19 protein-coding genes are annotated in these 19,453 nt (G+C 67.7%); 7 read left to right on the forward strand and 12 right to left on the reverse strand.

The window, feature by feature from the left end; translation table 11 throughout:
- Positions 1 to 47: 47 nt before the first annotated feature.
- Entirely contained in the window at positions 48 to 821 is a 774-nt protein-coding gene (locus tag ACIP5Y_RS38740; RefSeq protein ID WP_400357666.1) for an SDR family NAD(P)-dependent oxidoreductase, read from the reverse strand.
- A 12-nt stretch (positions 822 to 833) separates the two neighbouring features.
- Complete coding sequence (locus ACIP5Y_RS38745; protein ID WP_400357668.1) at positions 834 to 1,769, reverse strand: serine hydrolase; 936 nt, start codon at positions 1,767 to 1,769, stop codon at positions 834 to 836.
- A gap of 149 nt (positions 1,770 to 1,918) precedes the next feature.
- On the opposite strand from ACIP5Y_RS38745, the gene ACIP5Y_RS38750 reads away from it, so the two are divergent.
- Positions 1,919 to 2,413, forward strand: coding sequence for a DUF1992 domain-containing protein (locus tag ACIP5Y_RS38750; RefSeq protein WP_400357670.1), 495 nt, complete (start codon positions 1,919 to 1,921; stop codon positions 2,411 to 2,413).
- Between the two features lie 4 nt (positions 2,414 to 2,417).
- Here ACIP5Y_RS38750 and kstD read toward each other — a convergent pair whose 3' ends face one another.
- From kstD to ACIP5Y_RS38765, 3 genes are all read right to left on the reverse strand, one after another.
- Positions 2,418 to 4,118, reverse strand: coding sequence for a 3-oxosteroid 1-dehydrogenase (kstD, locus tag ACIP5Y_RS38755; protein ID WP_400357672.1), 1,701 nt, complete (start codon positions 4,116 to 4,118; stop codon positions 2,418 to 2,420).
- A 57-nt stretch (positions 4,119 to 4,175) separates the two neighbouring features.
- Complete coding sequence (locus ACIP5Y_RS38760; protein WP_400357674.1) at positions 4,176 to 4,763, reverse strand: TetR/AcrR family transcriptional regulator; 588 nt, start codon at positions 4,761 to 4,763, stop codon at positions 4,176 to 4,178.
- Between the two features lie 79 nt (positions 4,764 to 4,842).
- On the reverse strand, positions 4,843 to 5,274 hold the full coding sequence (locus ACIP5Y_RS38765) for a MarR family winged helix-turn-helix transcriptional regulator (RefSeq protein ID WP_400357676.1): 432 nt from the start codon (positions 5,272 to 5,274) through the stop codon (positions 4,843 to 4,845).
- A gap of 86 nt (positions 5,275 to 5,360) precedes the next feature.
- Between ACIP5Y_RS38765 and ACIP5Y_RS38770 the strand changes: the two genes are divergently transcribed.
- Both ACIP5Y_RS38770 and ACIP5Y_RS38775 read left to right on the forward strand, forming a co-directional pair.
- Positions 5,361 to 6,941, forward strand: coding sequence for an MFS transporter (locus ACIP5Y_RS38770; protein WP_400357678.1), 1,581 nt, complete (start codon positions 5,361 to 5,363; stop codon positions 6,939 to 6,941).
- 96 nt (positions 6,942 to 7,037) lie between these two features.
- The gene (locus tag ACIP5Y_RS38775; protein ID WP_400357679.1) at positions 7,038 to 8,021 is read left to right on the forward strand and encodes a cyclase family protein; all 984 of its coding nucleotides are present in this window, start codon (positions 7,038 to 7,040) and stop codon (positions 8,019 to 8,021) included.
- Here ACIP5Y_RS38775 and ACIP5Y_RS38780 read toward each other — a convergent pair.
- The 3 genes from ACIP5Y_RS38780 to ACIP5Y_RS38790 all read right to left on the reverse strand — a co-directional run bounded on the left by ACIP5Y_RS38780 (position 8,014) and on the right by ACIP5Y_RS38790 (position 10,804).
- Complete coding sequence (locus ACIP5Y_RS38780) at positions 8,014 to 8,748, reverse strand: alpha/beta fold hydrolase (RefSeq protein ID WP_400357681.1); 735 nt, start codon at positions 8,746 to 8,748, stop codon at positions 8,014 to 8,016. The genes ACIP5Y_RS38775 and ACIP5Y_RS38780 overlap by 8 nt on opposite strands.
- 41 nt (positions 8,749 to 8,789) lie before the next feature.
- On the reverse strand, positions 8,790 to 9,644 hold the full coding sequence (locus ACIP5Y_RS38785) for an NAD-dependent protein deacetylase (protein WP_400357683.1): 855 nt from the start codon (positions 9,642 to 9,644) through the stop codon (positions 8,790 to 8,792).
- Positions 9,645 to 9,799: 155 nt separating this feature from the next.
- A complete protein-coding gene (locus ACIP5Y_RS38790) occupies positions 9,800 to 10,804 on the reverse strand; it encodes a 1-aminocyclopropane-1-carboxylate deaminase/D-cysteine desulfhydrase (protein ID WP_400357684.1) in 1,005 nt (334 codons plus the stop codon).
- 140 nt (positions 10,805 to 10,944) lie between these two features.
- Between ACIP5Y_RS38790 and ACIP5Y_RS38795 the strand changes: the two genes are divergently transcribed.
- The gene (locus ACIP5Y_RS38795) at positions 10,945 to 11,808 is read left to right on the forward strand and encodes an SDR family oxidoreductase (RefSeq protein ID WP_400357686.1); all 864 of its coding nucleotides are present in this window, start codon (positions 10,945 to 10,947) and stop codon (positions 11,806 to 11,808) included.
- A 24-nt stretch (positions 11,809 to 11,832) separates the two neighbouring features.
- The gene (locus tag ACIP5Y_RS38800) at positions 11,833 to 13,134 is read left to right on the forward strand and encodes a phytoene desaturase family protein (protein WP_400357688.1); all 1,302 of its coding nucleotides are present in this window, start codon (positions 11,833 to 11,835) and stop codon (positions 13,132 to 13,134) included.
- Positions 13,135 to 13,137: 3 nt separating this feature from the next.
- Here the strand turns inward: ACIP5Y_RS38800 and ACIP5Y_RS38805 are convergent, their stop codons facing one another.
- On the reverse strand, positions 13,138 to 13,788 hold the full coding sequence (locus tag ACIP5Y_RS38805) for a TetR/AcrR family transcriptional regulator (protein WP_400357690.1): 651 nt from the start codon (positions 13,786 to 13,788) through the stop codon (positions 13,138 to 13,140).
- Positions 13,789 to 13,879: 91 nt separating this feature from the next.
- Here ACIP5Y_RS38805 and ACIP5Y_RS38810 point away from each other — a divergent pair, with 91 nt between their 5' ends.
- Positions 13,880 to 15,343, forward strand: coding sequence for a cytochrome P450 (locus tag ACIP5Y_RS38810; protein ID WP_400357692.1), 1,464 nt, complete (start codon positions 13,880 to 13,882; stop codon positions 15,341 to 15,343).
- A 1-nt stretch (position 15,344) separates the two neighbouring features.
- Here the strand turns inward: ACIP5Y_RS38810 and ACIP5Y_RS38815 are convergent, their stop codons facing one another.
- A complete protein-coding gene (locus ACIP5Y_RS38815) occupies positions 15,345 to 16,361 on the reverse strand; it encodes a TY-Chap domain-containing protein (protein ID WP_400357694.1) in 1,017 nt (338 codons plus the stop codon).
- A gap of 125 nt (positions 16,362 to 16,486) precedes the next feature.
- On the opposite strand from ACIP5Y_RS38815, the gene ACIP5Y_RS38820 reads away from it, so the two are divergent.
- The gene (locus tag ACIP5Y_RS38820; protein WP_400357696.1) at positions 16,487 to 17,278 is read left to right on the forward strand and encodes a 3-oxo-5-alpha-steroid 4-dehydrogenase; all 792 of its coding nucleotides are present in this window, start codon (positions 16,487 to 16,489) and stop codon (positions 17,276 to 17,278) included.
- Here the strand turns inward: ACIP5Y_RS38820 and ACIP5Y_RS38825 are convergent.
- Together ACIP5Y_RS38825 and ACIP5Y_RS38830 are read right to left on the reverse strand one after the other, a co-directional pair.
- Positions 17,275 to 18,567, reverse strand: coding sequence for a diguanylate cyclase domain-containing protein (locus tag ACIP5Y_RS38825; protein ID WP_400357698.1), 1,293 nt, complete (start codon positions 18,565 to 18,567; stop codon positions 17,275 to 17,277). The two genes, ACIP5Y_RS38820 and ACIP5Y_RS38825, sit on opposite strands and share 4 nt — an antisense overlap.
- A 25-nt stretch (positions 18,568 to 18,592) precedes the next feature.
- Positions 18,593 to 19,402: an SAM-dependent methyltransferase gene (locus ACIP5Y_RS38830; RefSeq protein WP_400357700.1), complete on the reverse strand. Its 810-nt coding sequence runs from the start codon at positions 19,400 to 19,402 to the stop codon at positions 18,593 to 18,595.
- Positions 19,403 to 19,453: the final 51 nt, after the last annotated feature.

Here is a 19,453-nt window from a genome sequence, read left to right on the forward strand (position 1 = left end):
TCGAGCTTGAACGCTGTTCAAGCTGGGCAGTTACCTGGGCTTTTATGCTAGAAACCGCTAGCGGCGGAGCCACCTCCGTGCACATTGATCTTCTGCCCGCTGATATAGCCCGCCTGATCGGAGACGAGGAACCGCACCGTATTCGCGACATCCTCCGGCTGGCACACCCGGCCGAACGGCGAGGCCGCGGCGAGCCGGCCGATGTCGTCGAGTCCGGTGACGCCCTTGACGAGCCGGCGCCCCATCTCGGTCTCCACCAGTCCGGGCGCGACGATATTGACCCGGATCCCATTGGGCTGCTCCTCATGCGAGAGAGTCAGCGCGAGCGCCTCGACGGCCGCCTTGGCCATGTTGTACGGCGCCCCGCCCGCGGCCATGCCCAGGGTGGCGACGCTGGAGATCATGACGATATCGCCGCGTTCACGGGTTCGCATGGACGGCAGCACGAGCCGGCTCACATGATGCGAGCCGAGGGCGTGGGTGGCGATCACCCGGTGCAGTTCCGCCGGATCGGTCTCGGCGACGAAGCGCCCCCGGCTGGCGATCCCGGCATTGTTCACCAGGATGTCGACGAATCCGAAGGCATCCAGCACCTGCGCCACCATGCGCTCGTCGTCCTCGGCGGAATCCACGCTCGCCTGCACCGCGAGCGCGCGCCGCCCGAGCTTTTCGATCTCGGCCACCACCTCGGCCGCGGCCTCGGCATCGCGCCGATAGTTGACGGCTATATCCGCGCCGTCCTCGGCCAATGCGAGGGCGGTGGCCCGCCCGATGCCGCGACTTCCCCCGGTTACCAGCGCAACTCGTCCCGATAGACTCATGGCCGCATTGTGTCAGTGTCCTTGGCTGATGACCTTGGGATCGACGAACGATTGCAGCGGCGACAGTCCCGTGTAGGTGTCGATCATGAAGCGGCCGAGCGTGGCATGCGCCCGCACGACGGGATTGGTCGAACCGTAGTTGTCCGGATCCGGCGCTTGATCGGCGAAGAACGAGAAGATGACCAGCGGACTGCCCTGCTGGTCGAACATGATGCCGGTCTCGTGCCGCTTGTCCTCGTCGGCGCCGTGCTTGCCGGCGAAGCGGGCGCGTTCGTCGGAGGACATCTGCTGCCGGATGCCGTCGGTGTAGCCGACCGACGACCAGCCCATGATGCGCAGCACCGCCTGCGTCGACTCCTTGGACAGCAGGGTCCCGGTGGCCAGCCGGTAGAGCAGGTCATTGTTCTCGCGTGGCGTGGTGTGGCCGAGGTAGAAGCGATCTTCGCCCGGAATGGGTTCGACGCGGGTCTGTGTGAAGCCGAGCCGGTCGAGATTCTCGTTGATCTTGTCGCCGGATACGAAGCGGGACAGCAGCCGGACCGCGGTGTTGTCGGAAACCTGCAGCATGGTGGTCAGCAGATTGGCGACGGTGAGCTGGTCGCCGAAGGCCGCCTGGTTCAGGTAGAGGCCGCTGCCGTCGGCGATGATGTCCTTGTCCAGGGTGGTGGTGTCGGTGAGCTTCACCCGGCCCGCGTCGACCTCGGTCATGAGTCCGGTCATGACGGCCAGCTTCTGTACGCTCGCGCCCTCGATGACGAAATCGGCATCCTGCTCGACCACGGTGATGCGCTGTCCGCTGCTGAGATCGCTGACCAGGCAATGCCATCGGCCGCCGGCCAGCTGCGACACGGTGTGGAACTGCACATCGAAGGCGCTCCCGGCCAGTGGTGCGTCCGCCCTGCCGAGCGGCAATTGCAGCAACCCTCCGGCAAATATACTGGCCGTCAACAACGTTCGCCTTCCGAACCTACCCATCCGGCGAAAACTAGTCGTGCCGAATCCCATTCGCCAACTCAGTGCGAGAGACCGCAGGTGACGGCCGATTCGGGTGGGAAACGCCGGCGCATCCGGCGCAACGTTTCGGTACGCTGGGTACTGTGACCGAGCGCAAACCGCCCGATCTCACTTTTGAATCGTGGATCGACAAACAGGTCCGCGAATCAACCGAGCGGGGCGAATTCGACAATCTGCCGGGTGCGGGCCAGCCGATACCGCCGGGTGCGGCGGACGACGACTGGTGGCTGCGGAACTATCTCCAACGCGAGGGCGTGCGCGGCGACGCACTACTACCGGAATCCATCGTGCTGCGCCGCGAACGCGAACGCATCCAGGACACGGTGCGCGATATGTGGTTCGAACGCGAAGTCCGCGACACCGTCACCGACCTCAACGACCGCATCGTGCGCTGGCTCCGCATGCCACACGGGCCGTTCGTCCCCATCGGACCACTACAGACCGATGAGGTGGTCGCCACCTGGCGAGCCGAACGCGACGCGGCCCGCGCCGCCCGAACACCGGTGACGCCGGAGCACACCCTCACTACGGAGGCGCGCCCCGGACGTCCCTGGTGGCGACGGCTTTTCGGCGGGTGAACTGCTAGTTCTCCGCCTGCGCGGGCGCTTTCGGCACCCGCGCTGCCGCATCCAATGCGGCGAGGTAGCCGAACACCATGGCGGGGCCGATGGTTGCGCCGGGTCCGGCGTAGGTGTGCGCCATGACCGGTGAGCTCGCATTGCCTGCCGCGTAGAGGCCGTCGATGACCGAACCGTCCTCGCGCAGTACGCGACCGGCGGTATCGGTCACCAGCCCGCCCTTGGTGCCCAGATCGCCGGGAACCATCTTGGCGGCGTAGAACGGGCCTACTTCCAGCGCACCGAGATTCGGGTTCGGGTGATTGCGCGGATCGCCGTAGTAGCGGTCGTAGGCGCTGTCGCCGCGGCCGAAGTCCGCGTCCTTGCCGTCCCGCGCGAAGGTGTTGAAGCGCGTGACCGTCGCGGTGAGCTCGTCTGCGGGCACACCGAGCTTCTCCGCCAGTTCGGCAAGGGAATCCGCGCGGGTGAGCGCACCCGACTTGAACCAGCGGCCCGGCAACGGCTGCCGCGGCGCCAGTCCGGCGAACAGATACCGATTGCGGTAGCGCTGATCGAATACCAGCCAGGCGGGGAGGTTCTCGCCCGGGCCTTCGCCCTGGCCGTTCTCGCCGCCGTACATCCGATGTGTCGCTTCGACATACGGCAGCGACTCGTTCATGAAGCGCTCGCCGCGGTCGTTGACGATGAGGCTGCCGGGCAGATTGCGCTCGGCCAGGCAGAACCACGGGGTGCGGGGCAGCGGGATGGACGGGCCCCACCAGGCGTCGGACATGAAATCCACTGCCGCGCCGAGGGATCGACCGGCGCGAATACCGTCACCGGTATTGGCCTTCGCGCCGACGGTCCAGTCGGTGCCGATCGGCTCGCGCTGGTATTGCTTGCGCATGGCTTCGTCGTGCTCGAACCCGCCCGCGGCCACGACCACACCGCGTCGCGCATGGATCACCCGCTCGACACCCTCGCGCTGCACCACCACGCCGGTCACCCGGCCGTCAGCCGACACCAGCTCGATCATGGGAGTGTTCAGCCACACCGGCACATTCGCCGCCAGCAGCCCGGCGCGCAGCATGGCCGCGAGCGCCTGCCCGCGCGCCAGCAGATGCTGGCGCAGCACCTGCCCCTTCACCAAGCGCGCCGCGATGCGCAGCGCGCGGAACGGCGCGCGCGGATTGCGCAGGCCCAGATGCAACTGGCGGAAATCGGCCTGCGTGAGCACGAAGTTCTTGGGCGCCTTGGAGTAATCCGGTTCCAGGTTCGCCAGCTCCGCGCCGAGTCCCTTGGCGTTGTAGGGCTTCGGTTCGATCGAACGTCCGTGTGCGCGGCCGCCGGGCGCCTCCGGGTAGTAGTCGGAGTAGCCGGGCACCCATTGCATCCGGAGCGCCGTGTGCGCGAACAGGAACTCGAGCACCTCCGGCCCGCGATCGATGTAGGTGTCGATGCGTTCGGGGTCGGCGTATTCACCGGTAATGGATTTCAGGTAGGTGCGCGCGGATTCGATGTCATCGGCCGGCGCCTCGCGCCGCAGCACGGAATTGCCCGGAATCCACACCCCGCCGCCGGAGCGCGCGGTGGATCCGCCGTAGTGCGCGGCCTTCTCGATGACGACCGCGGTGAGTCCGTGGTGTGCGGCCGCGAGGGCGGCCGTCATGCCGGCGGCGCCGGAGCCTATGACGACCAGATCGAAGGTGTCCGCATGTGTCTGCATATCTGACCCTTGGGGTTTGTGAAGTTGTGAATCAGTCTGTGCGCCGGTGTTTTCCGGTCAGCCGCGCCAGCGCTCGCCGTGCACGGCGGTGAGTGCGCCCTCGACGCAGACCGGCAGCGAGGCGCCCCGATTGCGGGTATTGCCTAACCACTGGAGGTAGCCGAATTCGGCGGCGGCGAGCATGAGATGCACGAGCAGGCCGGGCCGGCTGTCGGTCTCCGCATCGCACGACATGCGTTGTGCCACCAGCTCGATCAACCGCTCCCGGTGATCGGGGGTGATCAGCGCTACCCGGTCCAGTAGCTGTGGCGCCGTGCGGAAGGCGTCGCGCCACTGTTCGACCTCCGCGGCCGCCAGTCCGGTGGAACGCTCCAGAATCGCCTGTGCGAGAGCGATATCGGCCGGTTCGGTGTCCGGTCGCGCCTCCAGCAGGCCGGTGATGCCGGCGCCGCCCTCGCGGACCGGATCCAGCAGCAGGTCTTCCTTGCTGCGTACGTGCCGGAAGTAGGTGCTGGGTGAGATTCCGGCGGTGGCGGCGATCTGTTCCGTCGTCACCTGGTCGAATCCCTTGTCGGCGAACAGTGTGAAGGCCGCTCGCTGGATGTCGGCGCGGATCTGATTCCGCTGCCGCTCACGCAATGACATCGATACTCCTCTACGCCCCTAGCAGAGAGAGTATCTCCATATATGAGAGTTACTGTCAATAAGCAAGTCGCTCTTGGCTTTACCGGCAGGCCTGCACCATGCTGACGAGCCAGCCGCGGATCGCCGCGCGCTGGTCGTCCGGGAAGTTCGCCTCGAGTTCGGTCTCGCGGCGGTCGACGGCGATGCGGGCCTGGTCGAGTCGTTCGATGCCGGTCGCGGTGAGCTGGATCCGGTGGGTGCGGCGGTCGGTCGGGTGCGGGTGGCGTTCGATCAGGCCCTCCTTCTCGAGGCCGCCGAGCATTTCATTGGCGGCCTGGCGGGTGCTGCCCACCTCGCGGGCGATATCCGCGACCGACATGCCGGGATTGCCGGCGGTCATCATGAGCGTCGCGTATTGCGAGGTGGTGAGTCCGAAGGCCTTGAGCTCCTCGCCGATCGCGGCGCGCATGGCCAGCCAGACCTTGCGGACCATGAATGTCAGCGCGCCACAGTCCGGGGCCTCGGAGCTCACGGTTCACCTTTCGCTGGATTGACAGGTTCCTGACGATTGTGCACTCTTTAATCGTCAGGTTCCTACCAATCTTAGCGAAGGTTTCCATGACCACGCCTGCGACGCTGCCGAAGACGCGGCAGCGGCTCATACTGGCCGTTCTCGTACTTTCCTCACTGCTCATCTGGATGGACAACACCATCCTCAGCACCGCCTTCGAAACCCTCGCCGATCCCATCCGCGGACTCGGCGCCGACCCGGCCCAGCTGCAATGGGCCACCGGGTCCTACACGCTGGTGTTCGCCACCCTCATGTTCACGGCCGGTGCGCTGGGCGACCGGTTCGGTCACCGCACCGTCCTCGCCACCGGCATGGTGATCTTCGGCGCCGCCGCGGTATGGGGCGCATATGCCGGTGACGCAAGCCAATTGATCGCCGCGCGCGCCGTCATGGGCGCGGGCAGCGCGCTCATCATGCCCGCCACCATGGCCATCCTCACCTGGACCTTCACCGGACCGGCGCGGGCCATGGCGATCGGTGTGTCCTCCGCCTCCGCCGGTGTCGGATTGGCGGCCGGGCCATTGCTGGCCGGAGTACTGCTCGGCCACTTCTGGTGGGGCTCGGTATTTCTCGTGAATGTTCCGGTCGTGGTGGTGGCGCTGGCCGGAATCCTCGTACTGGTACCCGACTTCCGCAGTCCGATACGGCGGCGCCTGGATCCGGCGGGGCTGTTGCTGTCGATCACCGGACTGGCGGCGCTGGCGTACGGTCTGATTCGCGCGGGTCAGGTGGCCGATTGGGCGCGTATCGACGTCTGGCTGCCCAGTGTGGTGGGTGCGGTCCTGCTGACGGCCTTCGTGCTCGTCGAACTTCGCATCGCGCATCCGAGTTTCGACCCGCGGCTGCTCGCAACGCGCATGTTCGGCGGCGGCAATGCGGCGCTGGGGCTGCTGCTGTTCGCCATGACCGCAGCCGGCTTCTACAACGCCTTCTATCTGCAAGGAGCACGCGGTTTCTCGGCGCTCGCGGCCGGGTTGATCGGCTCACCGGCGGCGCTGGGCGTGATCATCGGCGGGCCGCTGGGACCGCGGCTGGTCCGGCGGTGGTCACTGCGGGCGGTCACCGTGCCGGCGCTGCTCATCGCGGGGCTGAGCATGGGTTCGGGCGTGTTCTTCGACGTCGATACCCCGATCATCTGGATCGTGATCCTCGCCTTCGCACAGGGCCTTTCGATCGGCCTGGTGCTCGGGCCCGTGACCGCCGGGCTCATGAACACCCTGCCGCTGGAACGCGCCGGCGCGGGCTCCGCGGTGACCAATACCGTGCGGCAGACCGGCAGCGTGCTCGGGATCGCGCTGGGCGGCACCATCATGGCCATCGTCTATCGACATGCCATCGCCGGTGCCCTGGCGGATCTGCCCGCGGATGTGCAGGACCGGGCGCGGGTCTCCGCCGAGCAGACCCGGCACCTCGCGGCCGCGGTACACCGGCCCGACCTGATCCATGCCGCGGACAGCGCCTTCATCCACGCCATGCACGTCGGCGTGGTGTGGACCATGCTGATCGCACTGACCGGGGCGCTGGTGCTCGCCTTCGCACTGCGCCCCACCCGGGCACCGGCCGGGCCGGTCGCGGGCGACGCGGAACCGGCTGCGATCTCGAGCGGATTGGCGTCCACGAAGAACTAGCGGTCGGCTCGGTCTGCCGTTCGGGGCGGATGCGCCCGTCCCGAACGGTGAACCATTGCCACACGGCCGCTTTCGTCGCTGGCTAGGCTGCGATTCGTGGCGGATGAATGGCGCAAAGTGGCAGAGCAGGTCCGGAACTGGGGTAGATGGGGAACCGATGACCAGCTCGGAACCCTGAATTTCATCACTCCCGCCAGGATCGCCCGCGCGGCGCAACTGGCGCGGCAGGGGCGCACGATCCAACTGGGCGTCCCATTCGACGCCTACGGTCCGCAGGGCGCGAGCGGATTCCGCCGCAACCCCGTCCACCTCATGTCGGTCGACGGTGGTGACGCGGAATTCGCCGCCAACCTCGGCGACTGGGGCGGGCGCACCGAGGCGCAGATCGCCGGCATGTACGCGCACAGCCCGATGCGGTTCAACGACGACTACATCATGATGCCGCTCCAAGCCGCCACCCAGTGGGATGCACTGTCGCACGTCTACTACGACGGCGAAATGTACAACGGCTACCCCGCCGCCGCGGTAACCAGTTTCGGCGCAACGAAATTGGGGATCGAGCAGGTAGCCGAACGTGGCGGCGTAGTCGGCCGCGGCGTCCTCCTGGATGTGGCCCGACACCGGAATGTGCCGCGCCTGGCGCCGAGCACGGTCATCACCCCGCAGGACCTCGATGCGGTCGCCGCGAGCCAGGACGTGTCGATCGAACCGGGCGATGTCCTGATAGTCCGCACCGGCTGGTGGACCAGGTTCCTCGAAACCCGCAAGGCCGGCGAATGGTTCGGCGCCACCCCCGGCCTGAGCTGGCGCTGCGCCCAATGGCTGCACGAACACGACATCGCGGCCGTCGCCGTCGACAACCCGACCGTCGAGGTGATGCCGCCTGAAGACGGCGTCCTGATGCCCCTGCACATGCTCGCCCTCCGCGATATGGGCATGCCCCTCGGCGAGATCTGGGACCTGGAAGCCCTCGGCCGGGATTGCGCCGACGACGGCATCTACGAATTCTTGCTCTGCGCCCCCGCCCTCCGCATCCCCGGCGGCGTCGGCACCCCGATCAGCCCGGTGGCGATCAAGTAGCCGGCAGCCAGTCCGCGATGCGGTCCAGCACCCAGGCCGCATCGTCGAGCGGAAGATCGTGGCCCGCATCGGGATGCAGGTACAGCGGTGCGTCGTAGCGGGCCGCGATCGCCTCGGACATGTGGTGCGGGGCGAGGCGGTCACCCTCGGCGGCGAGCACCAGCAGAGGCACCGGAATGCTCTGCGGGAGGCGGAAAGTCGCGGCCGCGACCAGCTGTCCGAGAATGCTGGCGGTCGAGGGCCGCGCATCCTGCTGATACCGGGCCCAACTGTGCGCCAGAGCCTCTCGATCCACCCGCGGACTATTGCTGGTCAGTCCGAGCACCGCGGACTCGTGGGCGTGATCCGATCGGAACGAGCGGCCCGCCAGCACCGGCAGCACCCGCGGATTGAGCCGGCGCGGATCGAGAGTCTCACGCGCGCTGGTGTTCACGACCACGCAGCGCCGGAAATCATCCGGGTAGCGAGCGCACCAATCCATGGCCACCATGCCGCCCAGCGAAATACCCAGCAGCGACCACTCCGACTGCTCCGGCCGGAACCGCGTGCGGATGTCGTCGGTAATGGCGGGGATGGAATGTGGTGAGGTGCGGGCATTCTGAGTGCCGAAGCCGGGCGGGTCGATGGTGCGGACGGTGGCGCCGAGGCGGGTGTGGAATTCGTCGGGGAATCCCTCCCAATGGCGCTGGTCCCGGGTGAGTCCGCGCAGCAGCAGCCAGTTGGTCATGGCGGTATCTCCCTCGGCTGGAACAAGCTCGGCTTCTCAGGCTACGACGCGCCGAGGGCGTCGGCCAGGGCATCGAGGGTGGGCGAGCAGCCGGTGGACAGGGTGAGGGCGGCGAGTTCGTCGGCGCGGTTCGGGCCACGGTTGATGATCACCACGGGGATACCCGATTTCGCGGCCCGGCGTGCGAAGCGGAGACCGGACATCACCGTCAGCGAGGAGCCTGCGACGAGCAGCGCATCGGACCGCTCGACCAGCTCGAATGCCGCGGCCACCCGCGGTTTCGGCACCGATTCGCCGAAGTAGACGATATCGGGTTTGAGAATGCCGCCGCACCGCGCGCACGGCACCATCCGGAACGCCGCGGTATCGGCCACCACCGCATCCGCATCGGGCGCCACCTCCAGCCCGTCCGCGACCGCGGCCTCGGCAAATCCCGGATTCTCCGCTTCGAGCCGATCGGCCAACGCCATGCGTGAGATGAGCGCATCGCAATCCAGGCAGCGCACCCGCGCGTACACGCCGTGCAGGTCGATCACCGCCCGATGCCCGGCTTTCGTATGCAGCAGATCGACATTCTGCGTGATCAGCCCGCTCACCAACCCGGCGCGTTCCAGCCGGGCCAGTGCCCGATGCCCCCGATTCGGCTGCGCGGCATCCATCCGCCGCCACCCGATGTGATTGCGGGCCCAATACCGTTGCCGGAACACCGGATCCCCGACGAACTGCTGAAACGTCATCGGATTCCGCGGTGGCGCATCCGGACTGCGGTAATCCGGAATCCCGCTGTCGGTGGAGATCCCCGCACCGGTCAGCACCGCCACCCGCCGACCCGAGAGCAGCGCGTGCAGGCGATGCAGCTCGCGGTCGGGAACGGCGGCAGCCGATGTTCCGGGCATGAAATCAGGGTACGAGCCAGGCGCTGATCCGACTGAAGGGCGTGGGTGCCGCAGCGGACCACACACGCCGCAGTGTGGCATCCCACGAGCGGGAACCGGTTGCGGCATCGGCCGAGTAGGTTCCACCATGAGTTCCCGCTCGCTGAATTGTGGTGTCAGCGGGGGCCGTTGGTGTTGAGGTAGAGGACCGGGCCGGGGGTGAAGTGGCCGCGGGCGTTCATGTCGAGGAGGGCGGCCATGGCTTTGGCGGTGTAGACGGGTTCGAGGGTGAGGTGTTCGCGGTCGGCGGTGAGGGTTTGGGCGGTGTCGGCTTCGGGGGTGGGGCGGCCGTAGCCGGGGCCGAGCCATTCGGTGACTATGTCGAGATCGGCGGTGGGGGCGAGGACGTCGTCGGAGGGGAGGGGTGCGCCGCGGTCGCGGAGGAGGCGGGTGGTGCGGCGGGCGAGGCGGGTGAGGGTCGAGTGGGTCAGGCTCAGTGTGTCGTTGACGACCACGCCGACCACTCGGGTGGGGAGTTCGGCCAGGCGCAGGCCGAGGGCGAGGCCGACTACGGTGCCGCCGGAGCCGAGCGGGGTCACGATGTGGGACGGTTCCGGGAGTTCGCCTGCCCGGATCTGGGCGGCCAATTCGAGTGCGGCTTCGACGTATCCGAGCGCGCCGATCGGTGAGGAGCCGCCGGCGGGGAGCAGGTACGGGGGCCGTCGCCCGGAGAAGTGGCGGGCGATCAGCCAGGGGGCGGCCAGTCGGGTGCGCAGTGGGGTGTGGGTGAAGTGCAGTTCCGCGCCCGAGGCGCGCAGGCGTTCCAGCTGTTTGCGCACATGCTCGTCCTCGGGTTGATCCACCAGGGCGAGAACGGTTTTCACCCCGTGTTCGCGGCCGTAGAGTGCGGTCGCGAGGCCCCAGTTGGTGCCCAGTCCGCCGACGGTCACGATGGTGGTGCGGTGTAGTCGCAGTGCGTCGGGGAGCAACCATTCGAGTTTGCGGACCTTGTTGCCGCCCCAGCCGCCGTCACCGAACGCGCCGTCGTCCTTGAGCCAGATCTCGGCGCCGGCGGAGTCGAGCGCGTCGAGTCGCCGGACCGGTGTGGGCCGGGGCCCCAGCGCCAGGTGCGGCAGGGATGCTTCGAGGGCGGGGTATAGCTTGTGGAGGTACGGCGTCACACCATCCAACGTATCGACTGTCCAGTTTCCTGGCGAGGAAGTCGGCGGTCGATCGGGCGGAATTCCTCGCGAATTCCCGGGCCGGCCCGGCCCGGTGCTGCCACAGTCGTATGAAACCTATATCACCACAAGGAGTTTCCATGCCCGGAGTAGCCGATCGCGTCGTCATCGTCACCGGAGCCGGCGGCGGCCTGGGCCGGGAATACGCCCGCCTGCTGGCCTCGGAGGGCGCATTGGTCGTGGTGAACGACCTCGGCGGCGCCCGCGACGGCACCGGCGAAGGCCACAATATGGCCGACACCGTGGTCGCCGAGATCCGCGCGGCCGGCGGCACCGCCGTCGCCAACTACGACAGCGTCGCCACCACCGAGGGCGCGCAGAGCCTGGTCAAGACCGCGCTCGACGCCTTCGGCGCGATACACGGCGTGGTCAACAACGCGGGCATCCTGCGCGATATGAGCTTCCCCAAGATGACCCCCGAGGCCTTCGAAGCCGTGCAGCGCGTGCACCTGTTCGGCGCCTTCAATGTCACGCACGCCGCCTGGGGACACTTCCGCGAGCAGGGTTACGGCCGCGTCGTCATGGCCACCTCCACCTCCGGGCTGTACGGCAACTTCGGCCAGGCCAACTACGGCGCCGCCAAACTCGGCCTGGTCGGGCTCATGAACACCCTCGCCCTCGAGGGCCGCAAGTACGACATCAAGGTGAACTCGGTGGCCCCCATGGCCGCCACCCGCATGACCGCCGATATCGCGCCCGCCGAGATGCTGGAGAAGCTGCCGCCCGAGCAGGTCGCCCCGGTGATCGGTCACCTGGTGAGCGAGGAGTGCGAGGACACCGGTCTGATTCTCGTCGTCGGCGGCGGCTCGGTGCAGCGGGTGCAGTTGTTCGCGGGTAAGCCGGTGTTGTTCTCGCAGGTCCCGAGTATCGACGAGGTGCGGGAGAATTGGAGTCGTATCACCGATATGTCCGACGCTCAGCCCGGGGTGAACCCCGCGGGCTGACGCACTCTGCGGAGGAGCCTCGCCATGAGCGAGAACAATTGGGACGCAGTGGTTGTCGGCGCCGGTGCGGGGGGCTTGTTCACGGCCGCCCGGCTGGCGCACCACGGTTTGCGCACTCTGGTCGTCGAACGCCTGGATCGGATCGGGGGCCGCGCCTCCACCGAGGAGATCGACGGCTTCAAGGTGAATACCGGGGCCATCGTCGTGGAACTGGGCGGTATCGCCGAGGAGACCTTCGGCGAGGTGGGTGCGAAGTTCGAAGTGCGCCCGGCCAACCCGCCGATCCTCTACCGCATCGGCGGTCGCGACGTGGACGTCACCACCGGCGGCTGGGGCCTGCTCATCTCCCAGTTGACCAGGCAGGGCGCCAAACTGGTGCAGGGCATCGGCGACGCGCGCTCGGACAGCGGCCTGCCCGAGCGGGAACTCTCCACCGCGGACTGGGTGCGCCGCTACACCAAAAATGATGCGGTGCAGGGGATCTTCCGGAATATGTGCGGTTCGATCTTCGCCGTCGGCTCCGAGGAACTGCCCGCCCGGGTCTTCCTGACCTACTTCACGCGCAAGTCGGCGTTCAAGCGGTTCGGGTTCTGCCCGGAGGGCACGGTCGGTATCTGGCGGTCCCTCGCCGAGGTGGTGGAACACGGTGGGGGAGAAGTCTGGCTGGACAGCGAGGTGGAGCGGCTCGTCGTGGCGGACGGCCGCGTCACCGGTGCGCGGATCCGGCGCGATGGTGAAACCGTCGATGTGACATGCGGTTTCGCCATCAGCGATATCGGGCCGTCGGCCACTCTCGACATGGTCGGGCCGCAATACTTCTCATCCGATTATGTCGGCACCGTGCTGCAGGGTGATCTGCCGTGCGCCATGATCTCGGTGAACTTCGCCAGCCGCGAGCCGTTGATCGCCGCGCCCGGCCTGCTCAGCTTCGCGCGCACCCGGCGGCTCTGCTACGTCGCCAATTTCACCGCCACCTGCCCGGAGATGGCGCCGGAGGGCTGGCAGCTCTACGTGGGTACGGGGGTGCCCAAACCCGCTGTCGGAGACTTCGATTCCGATGCCGAGGCGGCGCTGGTCCTGCAGGATCTGCGCGAGGAGATCGCGGGTTTCGATGCGGCCCATATCCTGTCGATCGCGGTGACCCGCGACGGCTGGCCGCCGCAACGCGCGGTGGCGGGCTACGACCTGCCGTATCGGACGCCGATCCCGAATCTGTGGAATGTCGGCGACGCGGTGAAAACCTATGCCAATGCCGGGATCACCGCATGCGCGGAGACGGCCAAGATCGTGGTGGACGAGATACTGGCGGTACACGCGGGCGACTGACGCTCAGTCCGAGAGCTTCTCGGCCATGCCGGGCAGCCGATCCACCAGGGCCACCACATAATCCGCGACGATCTCGATCAGCACCGGTCGCTCCACTTTCAGTCCGCCGTCGAGCCATACCAGGACCAGTTCGGCGGCGCCGCCGGTAATGAGCTGTGCGAGCGCGGTCAGCGCGGTGTCCTGCTCCTCGGGCACCGCGAGCAGCAGCCGGGTCTGCCGGATGATCATGCCGGCCACCTGCCGCATGCCCTCGAAGCGCCGGCGCATGAGTTCGGCGCTGCCGTAGGCCTGCGCGAAGGCGATATTGGCGCGTCGCGGATCGTCGGTGACGGCGATGATGAGCGCCGCCACCCCCGCCCGGATCCGGTCTTCGGGTTCGCCGGGCGTCTCGGTCATGGCGCGATCGGCGGCGTCGAGGGCCGCGCGCTGTACTTCGTCGAGCAGTGTGGTCGCCAAAGCGTCCAGATCGGGGAAGGATTCGTAGAAGAATCGGGGGCCCACCTTCGCCTGCTCGCAGACCCCGCGCACGGTGAGTGCTGCCAGCCCTTGGGTGCCGACGATATCGAGGGCGGCGTCCAGCAGTCGCTGTCGTCGCTGTTCGCGCCGTTCGTCGGTGGTGGTTCCGCGATAGGTACCGCTGAAAGCTCGCGTCACTCAGCCAGCTTGGCACAGAACTCCGGAAACGACCATTTACGGAAACGTTTGTTTCCGATACGGTTGAAGGAATCTCGAAGGGAGACCGACGATGAATCTCCTTGCGCCCGGCGATCTTCGGGCATCCGGCTCGCAGCGCATCCGCCACCTGCGCACGCTGACCACCCTGCGCGCACAAAAGGCCGCCGCGCGAGTGGCCCGCCGCTATCCGGTCCACAGCGAGCCGCTGGCCCTGCCGCCCGCGGGCAGCGGATTACGCCCGATCATGGGCGATTTCGGCCCGCCCGGTATCGGCCACCTGCTCAGCACTCTCGGTGACGGACTGGCCTTCTCCCGGGTCCGCGACGCGCGGTACGGGCCGATCAACTGGATGGGCGTGTTCGGCCGGCGCATCGTCGCCATCGGCAGTCCCGAAGCCGCCGAGGTCATCCTGCTGGACCGGCAGCGGGTGTTCTCCGCGCAACGCGGCTGGGAATTCCTCATCGGCCCGTTCTTCCACGGCGGAGTCCTGCTGCGCGACTTCGACGATCACATGCATCACCGCCGCATCCTGCAGCAGGTCTTCGGGCGGCCCAGCCTGGTCGGATACCTCGACCTCACCACCCCGCAACTGGCGCGCGGCATCGCGGAATGGCAGCCGGGCGCCGGATTCCGCCTCTACGACCGGGTGAAACAGCTACTGCTGGAACAGGCCACCGTGGTGTTCGCGGGCGCGGAACTGGGTCCCGAGGGCACCCGGCTCTCGCACGCCTTCGAGGACGCGGTACACGGCGGGTCCGCGCTGGTCCGGGCGAACGTGCCCGGCGGAGTGTGGGCGCGCGGGCTGCGCGGGCGGCGTCTGCTGGAGGAGTACTTCCGCCGCGAACTGCCGCACAAGCGCGAGGGCGACGGCAAGGACCTGTTCAGCGTGCTGTGCCGGGCCGGTGCGAACGAGGAGGACTTCACCGACGAGGACATCGTCGCGCACATGATCTTCGTGATGATGGCCGCGCACGACACCAGCACCATCGGCATCTCCATGCTGGTCTACGAGCTCGCCCGGCATCCGGAATGGCAGGAGCGGCTGCGCGCGGAATCGCTTGCGCTGGGTAGGGAATCGCTGGATTACGACGATCTGGATCGCCTGCCCGGGCTGGATCTGGCGTTCCGGGAGACGCTGCGGCTGTACGCGCCGGTCGCTCAGCAGGTCCGCGAAACCATCGCCGACACCGACATTCTCGGCTACTACGTGCCGCAGGGCACCCTCGTCATGCTCGGCGCGTACAGCATGATGCGCAATCCGCGGAACTGGAAGGACCCGGACGTCTTCGACCCGGAGCGCTTCTCGCCGGACCGGCAGGAGGACAAGGCGCACCGCTACGCGTGGGCCCCGTTCGGCGGCGGCGCGCACAAGTGCATCGGCATGTATTTCGGTGGCATGACGGTGAAATCGGTCCTGCACCGCATGCTGCTCAACTATCGCTGGAGCGTGCCGGACGGCTACGAGGCGCCGCTGGGCGCGGGCACCGGCCCGTACCCGGTGGACGGCCTGCCCATCCGGCTACAACGACTCTGAGTCAGCGCACATCGCGCGGCACGCCGAGTTCCACATCCAGATAACGGAGTTCGGGATCGCGGCGACGGCCGTTGCGGAAGGCGCGGAAGACCAGATCCTGGGGATGCCGCACCGCGAAGACCTCGGTGAAGGTCGATACCGTGCGGCGGGGTGCGCCGTGCAGTGATGGATTGAAGCCCGCCTTGGCGATCGGTCCCTCCCAGATGAGGGCCGCGCCGCCGGGCACGCTGTGCGGGGCGAAGCTCCAGCCCAGATCGCGCATGCGGCGGTCGAATTCGCCGGTGCCGAGCCCGGCGACGTCCCAGCCGCTGGCTTCGTTGAAAAGCTGTCTGCCGTGCAGGAATTGGACGAAGCACGGATCGGGTCCGGGGTGCGGGGTGCTGAGGTTGATGACGCCGTCCCAGGGCAGGGTGGTGAGCGCCCAGGCCAGGCGCGTCTCGAAATCCTCCCAGTCCGTGCAGCATACGGGCGCCTGGCGTTCGCTGGGCCGGTCGGCGGGCAGGCCGAAGGTGCCGGTGCCGGGGGAGTCCATGCTCCAAGTAGTGAAACGCAACCGGTCGGAATCCATGTCCAGTCCGTCGCGCAGCACCGCCACCACCGAATCGGCGATCTCCCGCCGCACATCGATGGATTCCCCGCGCCGCCAGCCCGTGCTCCACTCGCGGGCGATCTGTGGCTGCTGATGCACCCGCTGCATGGCCCGCCACTGCGGATCCGGCGCTGTCTCATCGGATTCCAGCGGCAGCGGCACCGGATCCCAGCAGCCGTCGGGCTGCGCGCGCAGGGCCATCAGCAACTCGTCGGCGTCGGCGGCATCGTCGGGAACCGCGATGAGCACCTCGATCTCGGTGCCCTGCTGCGCGAAATGCACATGGCGGCCGGTGGCTTCGTCCCGCACCTGGATGAAGCGCGGATTCCAGCCGAGCCCGGATTCGCCCTCCGCATCCCACGCCTCCTCGTCCTCCTCGAGAAAGAACGGCATCCACTTCGCCAGCACATCCCAGCCCTGCACACCCACCTATGCCTCCCTCCGGGTGCTGTCAAACTACCCCGTCGGTTATCGGCCGCGCCCGGCAGAGGGTACCGGTCGGCATGGTCGCCATGGTAGAACCTGTTCTAGTTGTTAGCTGTGAAGGACCGTGAATGAACTGGTATACCGGCAATACCGTCTACGACACCGTGCTGACGATCGCGTTCGCGTTCGCCGCGTTCGTTCTGATCGGCGGGCTCTTCGGACAGAGCCCGTACGGGCGTTTCGCCACCGCGAAGCTCGGCTTCAACCTGAACCCGAAACTCGGCTGGTGGCTGATGGAGATCCCGGCCACCGTGGTCTTCGCGGTCGCGTACCTGACCGGCCCGGACCGGTTCGAGCCGACTTCCCTGGTGCTGGCGGCCATCTGGATCCTGCACTACGCCAATCGCGGCTGGTTCTTCCCGCTCGCCATTCGCCAAGTCCCTGGGAAACGAAGCAGTTTCAATGTTTCCGTCCTCGGCATGGGCATGTTCGTGACCGCTATGCACGGTTACCTCAACGGCGCGCTGTTCAGCCACGACTACTTCGGGCACTACGGCACCGGCTGGCTCACCGATCCGCGGTTCATCATCGGACTGATCGTCTATCTCAGCGGATACGCGCTCCTGGTCAGCTCGGAACGGATCGTGCGCAATCTACGGGACAGGAACAACCCGGGCGCAACGGAATACAAGATCCCGTACGGCCTCGGGTTCACCTTCGTCACCAGCCCCACCTATCTGGGCGAACTCATTGCCTGGGCCGGTTTCGCCATCCTCACCTGGGCGTTGCCGGGCGTGATCATCTTCCTCATCACCTTCGGCAATCTGGTGCCGCGCGCCTTCGCCACCCACAAGTGGTACCGGGAGAAGTTCACCGACTACCCGGCGGAGCGGAAAGCGCTGGTGCCCTTCGTGATCTAGCTGCCGTCCCGGATGGTGTAGCGGCCGTGCCGGGTCGCCTTGTCCCGGTACATGGCGGTGTCCACGGCGTGCATGAGTTCATCGATGGCGATGGAATGGGTGTCCACCAGTGCGGTGCCGATGCTCGCGCCGACATGCACCGACAACCCCGCCACATCGAACGGCTGCCGCAACGCGGCCAGCAGGGCATCCGCCACCGAGTCCAATTGCGCCTGGCCCGAACAGTTTTCGACCAGCACGATGAACTCGTCACCGCCGAGCCGGGCCACCGTCTCGTCGGGCGGCAGTGCGGCGCGCAGCCGATGCGCGACATCGCAGAGCACCCGGTCTCCGGCGGTGTGGCCGCGCCGGTCGTTGATCTCCTTGAACCCGTCCAGATCCAGATAGCAGACGCCCACCTGACCGCTCGCCGCCGCCAGCCGGTCGAAGAACAGCAGACGATTCGGCAGCCCGGTGAGCGAATCGTGGTGCGCGTCGTACCAGAGCTGATCGGCCAGCTGCTTGCGTTCGGTGACATCCACGGTGACGCCGACCAGGAAGCGCGGGTTGCCCTCACTGTCGCGGACCACCGTCATGGACAGGTCGATGATGGTGCGGGTGCCGTCCGGCTTGGCGTGATCGCTCTCGAACCGGAAGCGGTCGATCTCGCCGGAGCGCAGTCGCTGCATCAGCGCGAACGCCTCGCCGATATTGTCCGGGCCCAGAATCGCGGCCACCGACTGTCCCGGCATGAGTTCGGCTGGGACGCCCAGGGTTTCGGCCATCGCATGATTCACATCGACCACCTGACCGGTGGTGATGTCGACGGTGCCGATGCCCACCGACGCGCCCTCGAAGATGGCCTGGAACCGGGCCTCGGACAACTGCCTGCGGGCCTCGGCCTCGCGCGCCGCGGTGAGCGCGGCGACCAGCGTCGTCTCCTGTTCTGCGAGTGAGGCATTGCGCAATCCCGCGGTGAACTCGGCGGCGAACTCGGCCGCCAGCTCGATGGCACGTTCGCGGACCGGTCCGTACTCCGCGCACGAGGGATTCGGGCAGACGTTCTCGACCAGGTCCTTGCACAGCACCAGCACCGAACGGTGCACGGCGAGCGGATCCCGGTAGTTGGCGGCGACCAGGGCCGCGGCGGCCTCGCGCGCCACCGACATGTCCTCGGCGCCGCGCACCGCCGCGATCAAACGCTCCCCGTAACCGTCCAGCAACTCCTCCACCTGGTCCCTGGTGAGCGTCGGCGCTACCGCGCCGTCCAGCATGGCGGCCCACCGGACCGCCAGCTCGTGTGCACCCACCGGAACCCCCTGACCCCTGCGCCCGTCAGACCTTGCGGCCCATGCCGGCCAGCCCGAGCGAACGGCCCGGCGCCTCGTGCTGATCGCGATCGGATTCCGGGTGCCACAGCGGTAACTCCACCACCCCCGGCTCGATCAGCTCCCACTTGCCGAACAAGGCGGTGATCGCCGGTCGGGACCGGAACTGCAGACCGATCCGGCTGACATTCGCCGAATTCTCGACCAGCTTCGCGGCATCATCCGGGCGGGTGGCCGATGTCAGGTGGGAGATGGCGACATGGCTGCCGACGGGTACGGCGTCGTAGAGCGCGTCGACCTTGCCGACCGGGTCGAATTCATCGGCCATGAGGTGCAGGACCGCGATGAGCAGGACACCGACCGGCTGTTCGAAGTCGATGATCCCGGTCTCGCGGGCCTGCTCGAGTAGGTTCGCGGGCTCGCGTAGGTCGGCCTCGATGGCCGCGGCGCGGTCGTTGCCGCGCAGGATCGCGCGCGCGTGCGCCACCGCCACCGGATCGATATCGGCGTAGAGGACCCGGCACTCCGGATCGATCGCCTGCGCGACCTCGTGCACATTGCCCGCGGTCGGGATGCCCGAGCCGATGTCGAGGAACTGGCGGACACCCGAATCCACCAGGAAACGCACGGCCCGCCGCAGGAACGCGCGATTGCTCAGGGCCAGTCGCGGCAGATCCGGCACCAGCGCCTTACCTGCCTCCGCGGCCTGCCGGTCGACCTCGAAGTTGTGCGAACCGCCCAGTAGGGCGTCGTACATGCGAGCAGGGCTCGGCCGGCTCATATCCACGCCCTCCGGAGCCCACGCCGGTCTATCCATCCGAAACCCTCCTGCGACAACGATCAACCCCCGCCGGGGTGCCCTGCGGTG

Source organism: Nocardia sp. NPDC088792 (genome assembly GCF_044750615.1).
GTDB lineage: Bacteria > Actinomycetota > Actinomycetes > Mycobacteriales > Mycobacteriaceae > Nocardia.

Bases quoted from the DNA above. Each gene is read 5' to 3' on its own strand.
- ACIP5Y_RS38795 (WP_400357686.1), top strand. From the start codon at position 10,945: ATGCCCGGAGTAGCCGATCGCGTCGTCATCGTCACCGGAGCCGGCGGC.
- ACIP5Y_RS38760 (WP_400357674.1), bottom strand. From the start codon at position 4,763: ATGTCATTGCGTGAGCGGCAGCGGAATCAGATCCGCGCCGACATCCAG.
- ACIP5Y_RS38740 (WP_400357666.1), bottom strand. From the start codon at position 821: ATGAGTCTATCGGGACGAGTTGCGCTGGTAACCGGGGGAAGTCGCGGC.
- ACIP5Y_RS38830 (WP_400357700.1), bottom strand. From the start codon at position 19,402: ATGGATAGACCGGCGTGGGCTCCGGAGGGCGTGGATATGAGCCGGCCG.
- ACIP5Y_RS38810 (WP_400357692.1), top strand. From the start codon at position 13,880: ATGAATCTCCTTGCGCCCGGCGATCTTCGGGCATCCGGCTCGCAGCGC.
- kstD (WP_400357672.1), bottom strand. From the start codon at position 4,118: ATGCAGACACATGCGGACACCTTCGATCTGGTCGTCATAGGCTCCGGC.
- ACIP5Y_RS38800 (WP_400357688.1), top strand. From the start codon at position 11,833: ATGAGCGAGAACAATTGGGACGCAGTGGTTGTCGGCGCCGGTGCGGGG.
- ACIP5Y_RS38780 (WP_400357681.1), bottom strand. From the start codon at position 8,748: ATGACCAACTGGCTGCTGCTGCGCGGACTCACCCGGGACCAGCGCCAT.
- ACIP5Y_RS38785 (WP_400357683.1), bottom strand. From the start codon at position 9,644: ATGCCCGGAACATCGGCTGCCGCCGTTCCCGACCGCGAGCTGCATCGC.
- ACIP5Y_RS38820 (WP_400357696.1), top strand. From the start codon at position 16,487: ATGAACTGGTATACCGGCAATACCGTCTACGACACCGTGCTGACGATC.
- ACIP5Y_RS38770 (WP_400357678.1), top strand. From the start codon at position 5,361: ATGACCACGCCTGCGACGCTGCCGAAGACGCGGCAGCGGCTCATACTG.